Source organism: Rhizobacter sp. P3_C12, from assembly GCF_056402735.1.
Map to the genome: position 1 here is coordinate 1 of NZ_JBFUGW010000377.1, position 4,818 is coordinate 4,818.

The 4,818-nt window shown below is 65.1% G+C and carries 5 protein-coding genes; 2 read left to right on the top strand and 3 right to left on the bottom strand.

What is annotated here, in order from left to right:
• Positions 1 to 1,130: hypothetical protein (locus AC1DXV_RS31385; protein WP_477937393.1), on the bottom strand; the 1,130-nt coding region annotated here is incomplete at its 3' end.
• A 249-nt stretch (positions 1,131 to 1,379) separates the two neighbouring features.
• Between AC1DXV_RS31385 and AC1DXV_RS31390 the strand changes: the two genes are divergently transcribed.
• The gene (locus AC1DXV_RS31390) at positions 1,380 to 2,888 is read left to right on the top strand and encodes an FAD-dependent oxidoreductase (protein ID WP_477937395.1); all 1,509 of its coding nucleotides are present in this window, start codon (positions 1,380 to 1,382) and stop codon (positions 2,886 to 2,888) included.
• Positions 2,889 to 2,901: 13 nt separating this feature from the next.
• Here the strand turns inward: AC1DXV_RS31390 and AC1DXV_RS31395 are convergent, their stop codons facing one another.
• A complete protein-coding gene (locus tag AC1DXV_RS31395) occupies positions 2,902 to 3,330 on the bottom strand; it encodes a MarR family winged helix-turn-helix transcriptional regulator (RefSeq protein ID WP_477869635.1) in 429 nt (142 codons plus the stop codon).
• A gap of 124 nt (positions 3,331 to 3,454) precedes the next feature.
• Positions 3,455 to 3,751, bottom strand: a complete 297-nt coding sequence (locus AC1DXV_RS31400) for a hypothetical protein (protein ID WP_477869637.1) — start codon at positions 3,749 to 3,751, stop codon at positions 3,455 to 3,457.
• A 411-nt stretch (positions 3,752 to 4,162) separates the two neighbouring features.
• Here AC1DXV_RS31400 and AC1DXV_RS31405 point away from each other — a divergent pair.
• Positions 4,163 to 4,818, top strand: a 656-nt coding sequence (locus AC1DXV_RS31405) for a hypothetical protein (RefSeq protein ID WP_477937397.1), incomplete at its 3' end; no start/stop codon positions are given.

A 4,818-nucleotide genomic window follows, 5' to 3' on the forward strand; every position in this document is an offset into this window, starting at 1 on the left:
TTGACGGCCGAGGTGGCGGTGGGCGCATTGCCCCACGGGTTGACGCGGTAGACGTTGTTCTGCCGGATCGTGTTGCCGCTGGTCGCGACGACGTTGCCGGTGGTGGGGTCGATCGTCATTTGCGGCACGAGGGCGCCGCTCTGCGCGCCGCCGCTGGCCATGAAGGACCAGCTGCCGGTCGAGTTGTAGGGCACCTGCACGGTGGTGCCGGACAGGGTGTTGAAGAAGAACGAATTGTTGGGCGCATTGTTGCGGTGCTCGAAGGTGGCCCACACCATCTCGGGGTGGCCCTGCACCGCACCGACGATGTGGATGCCCACCAGGGCCAGCGTCTTCGCGACCGTGGGCGATTGCTTGCTGATCGTCCACTGCGTGGTGCTCGTCTTCACGTAGTTGGGTACCGTTGCGTCGATGGTGACGTAGTCGGCCGCGTTGGGGACGGTGGCGGCATCGACCCAGGCCGTCTTCAGCTCCAGCCCGAGCGCGTTGGCATCGGGCAGCGAGCTGCCCTGGCTTGCGGCATAGCTCACCACCGGGGCGAGCTCCGCGGGCGTGTTGGGGAAGGGCGCGGTGGTGGGGATCACCTTGTTCGACACCGCGGTGTTGAACCAGGCGTAGACGTCGTTGGCGTGCACGCCGAAATAGACCAGCGAGCCGTTCATCGACAGCACCGTGTCGCCGCCGCCGGCCTGGCCGCCGGGCTGGATGCTTTGCGTCTTGGTGCCGCGCACCGCGAAGCTGTGGCGCGCGACGCCGGCGGTGTTGGGGATGTAGTGGCCGCCCTGGGCGTCGAAGTTGATGTCGAAGAAGACCGGCGACTCGAGCACGATGCCACCCGCCGCCGGCGACGAGATCCACAGGAACATCTGGTGCGCCCACTTGTAGAAGTCGCAGGTGGTGTTCTGCGCCGGGAAGGCGAGGCTGTTGGCGAAGGTGACGGAGCCGCCCTTGCTGACGCGGCCGGAGACGAACCAGTTGCCCAGCTCCTTGGGGGATACCGAGCAGGCGGCGTTGGTGTATTGCAGGTTGGCGGGGAAGGCCTGCACTTGGGTCGGCACCTGGGCGTGGGTCGGGCCGACGGTGGTGGCCGCGAGCGTGGCGGCGGCGAGCAGTTGACGGGTGATGTGCATGGGTGGCTCCCTGGGGTGGGTGCCGCCCTGGGCGGTACTGCTGGCTGTCGGGCTGGCGTGATGTGGATCAGACCAGCGAGGCGGGCGCGGGGAAATCAGCTTCGGGCTGATTTGAAGCGGGCGAAATGCTGAGGGTGTTGGAAGGGATCGAGTGCATGTTGCACTCAAGTCCTAAAAATCCTAATATGTGCACAGTGCATGCATTGCATGGCGTCCCGGCCGGACACGCTCCACATCAAAGGATTCTCGATGACCTCCATCACCCACGACGTCCTGATCGTCGGGGCCGGCGCTGCCGGCCTGACCCTGGCCCTCGAGCTGGCGCGCCGCAACCTGTCGTTCCGCTTGGTCGAGAAGCTCGAACACCCCTTCGCCGGCTCGCGCGGCAAGGGCATCCAGCCCCGCACGCAGGAGATCTTCGAGGATCTCGGCGTCATCGACCGGCTGGTGGCGGCGGGTGGCTTCTACCCACCGCCGCGTTCGTACCGCGAGGACGGCACGTTCGAAGACTCGCCGTCGGTCGCTGCCACTGACGCCAAGCCTGGCGAACCGTACAACCTGCCGCTGATGGTGCCGCAGTTCCTGACGGAACGCGTGCTCCGGGAGCGGCTGCGCGAGCTCCGTCACGCGCCGGAATTTGCGTGCGAACTGACCGCATTCGAGCAGGACGACGACGGCGTGACCGCCCGCCTGGCCGGCCCGCGCGGCGCCGAGGTGCTGCGTGCGCGCTACCTGGTCGGCGCAGACGGCGGCCGCAGCTTCGTGCGGCGTGCGCTGGGCATCGGCTTCGAGGGCAAGACGCTCGGGGTTCGCGCGGTGGTGGCCGACCTCCTGCTGCACGGGCTGGGCCGCGATGCCTGGCATCGATTCAACGACGGCTCGATGGAGCGCCAGATGTCGCTCTGCCCGCTGGCCGGCACCGAGCTCYTCCAGCTGCAGGCGCCCGTGCCGATGCAGGGCGAGGTGGCCGTGACCGCTGCTGCGCTGAACGACATGGTCGCCAGCCGCACCGGCCGCGACGACATCGTGATCGACGAGGTGCATTGGGCTTCCGTCTACGAGATGAACGCCCGCCTGGCGGACCGCTACCGCGTCGGGCGGGCGCTGCTGATCGGGGACGCCGCACACACGCATCCGCCGACCGGCGGGCAGGGCCTGAACACCAGCATCCAGGATGCATGCAATCTGGCATGGAAGTTGGATGCGGTTCTGCGCGGCGCGCCCGCGTCGCTGCTGGACACCTATGAGGAGGAGCGGCGTCCGATCGCGGCCGAGATGCTCGGCATGGCCACGCGTCTGCTGCGCGAAGCGTCGCAAGGGCCGATGCGGCGCGGCCGCGAGGTCAAGCAGCTCGACATCGGCTATGCCGGGTCGTCGCTCGCACTCGACAGGACTGCAGGCGGCCGGGCAGTCGTTGCCGGGAGCCGCGCGCCCGACGCCCTGTGCCGCGGGGCGGGCGGGTTGCCGCGCCGCCTGTTCGAGCTGTTCCGGGGCGCGCACTGGACCTTGCTGTGCCACGGGCCGCTCGATGCGGCATCTGCCCTTCCGGCACGGGCCGGCCTGCACATGCACGTCGTCGGCGAGACCGGCGACATCCTGGACGTGCACGGTGAGTTCCGCGCCCACTATGGCGTCGAGCCTGGAGATTGGGTGCTGGTGCGCCCCGACGGCTACATCGGCGCGATGCTCACCGCGGGCGACGCTGCTGCGCTCGAGACCTTCCTGGGCTCGGTGGGCCTGGGCGGGGCAGCAGCATGATGTCCCACGGTCGTCAGCGCGCCCACACCAGCGCGCTGTCGGCCAGGCGCCTGAGCAGCAGTGCCAGGCGCTGCACGTCCTCGTCGGACCAGTCGGTGAGCATGGCTGTCACGACGCGGTTGCGGGCCGTATCGATCGCACTCACCATCTCGCGGCCCTTGTCGGTGATCAGGGCCTCGTTGACGCGCGCATCGGCCTGCGAGGGGCGGCGCACGATCAGGTCTTGCGCCTGCAGCTTGCTCACCTGGCGGCTGACGGTGGTGTAGTCGCGGCCCGTGCGGTCGGCCAGCTCCATGACGCCGACCGGCCCCAGCCGGTCGATCCCGATCAGCAGCGAAAACAAGGTGCTGTCGAGCTCGATGCCGGCCTCCTTCACCATCTCGGCATCGCGTTGCGGCTGGTTGATGATCCCGACGAGGTCGACCAGGGCGCCGTGCAGCATCCGGATCTCGCGGTCGATGGATTTTCGGGGGGGCTTCTTCTGCGCCATGCTGCGGGGCGGGGAGGGGAATGCGTGAAGCTTACATGCAATTCGGCATCCTCGACCAGGGTGGTCAGGCAGGGGCTCAGCTGTCTTTGCTGCGCCAAGGGAACAACTGCTTTGTCAGCCGCACACCCAGGAACACGAACAGAAGTGGGCGGCCCAGCACGTCGAATGCGGACAGGTGCTCGTCTGTCGCATCGATGATTGCCTGCTGCTGAAGCTGCCCGCCGTGGGACAAGTGCTCGCCGCGGCAGGCGTCGATCTGCTTCGAGGTGGCACTGGCTGGGTAGCTGCAGGTGCTGCAGAGGTCGGTGTGGCTTTGATTCGTCTGGCCGCAGGAGAGGCAGGACCATGGGTAGCTAGGCATGCCGACCATCATGCTACGGACCTTGCTCAATCAAGCGTTGACCTGGCCGAAGGCAAAGTCTTCCGACGGTGTGCCGAAGCCTGCGCAGTAGCGGTAGCACCGTAGCAGCGGTAGTGACGTTTGATGAGGCAACGACGATGCACTTCCATGGAGAGAACCTGCAGCGATACAGTCGCTTGACCGGCGCCGCGTGAGGCGAATCGGGCGCCCGCTTGCCGAAAGTAGCAATGATTGAGGGATACCTTTGTGAATTGCCCGAAACTCCTTCGCACACTCGTCATGGGGGACAACCCAAAAATACTTGCCCAAATTTCCTGTTTGCTGGCAAAGAAGGGGTGCTATCTACCGATAGTTGACGGTCCGCGCATGACTCGGCAAGACTATCAAGCTGAGGTAGCGATCCGTGGAAATGCTGCCRCAAACATGAAGGCAAAGGCCGTTCTCTTTGTTGCCCTCCCCGACACAACATGCTCGCTGTTCGCTAGGCAGGTACCGGCGTCGATTGTCAAGCAAATTTCCTCGGCAGAAGAGGCCAGAAACTTGCCCGGATTGGCTCGGTCGTTGAAGGGTAAACCACTTTATTGGGGTGCAGACAACCTTGCTTACGGGCTTCTAATTGCGCTACGCGAGCAGAGGTCAATCGTTTTTGAAGATCAACCCTCCCCGTCACTTCCCATCCCGAGTCGATCTGGGCACTGGGTGATCTGCGAAGCGGGTGACGAACATGCGCAAGTCATTGCCGCGAATTATGCATACTCTCTTGACGCCGGGTTGTGCTTGATACCAGCGGTGGACAGGCGTGAGGCTGAAGAACTCCTGGAGACTTTCTATAGCTTGTATGAACTGCAGGAATCGGTTGCCGACGCTCTTGATCGCTTGCACCGCAAGCTGCGCGAACTGGCTGGACCTCTGCCACTACCTGCGATGAAGTCGGCTACCTTTATAACCGGCGATCTTCCACTGGGTGTTGCTTTTCCAGAGTTTCCATCGACACACTTGTCCATGTATCCCCAGCTCGGCGTGACAGTCTTGAATGGGTTCGTGGCCGAACAGGATGACAACAAAGGCATTGGCTGCGC

What these genes read in the sequence shown, in the direction of transcription:
- AC1DXV_RS31395 (WP_477869635.1), bottom strand. Translation starts at nt 3,330, where the DNA reads ATGCTGCACGGCGCCCTGGTCGACCTCGTCGGGATCATCAACCAGCCG.
- AC1DXV_RS31400 (WP_477869637.1), bottom strand. Translation starts at nt 3,751, where the DNA reads ATGATGGTCGGCATGCCTAGCTACCCATGGTCCTGCCTCTCCTGCGGC.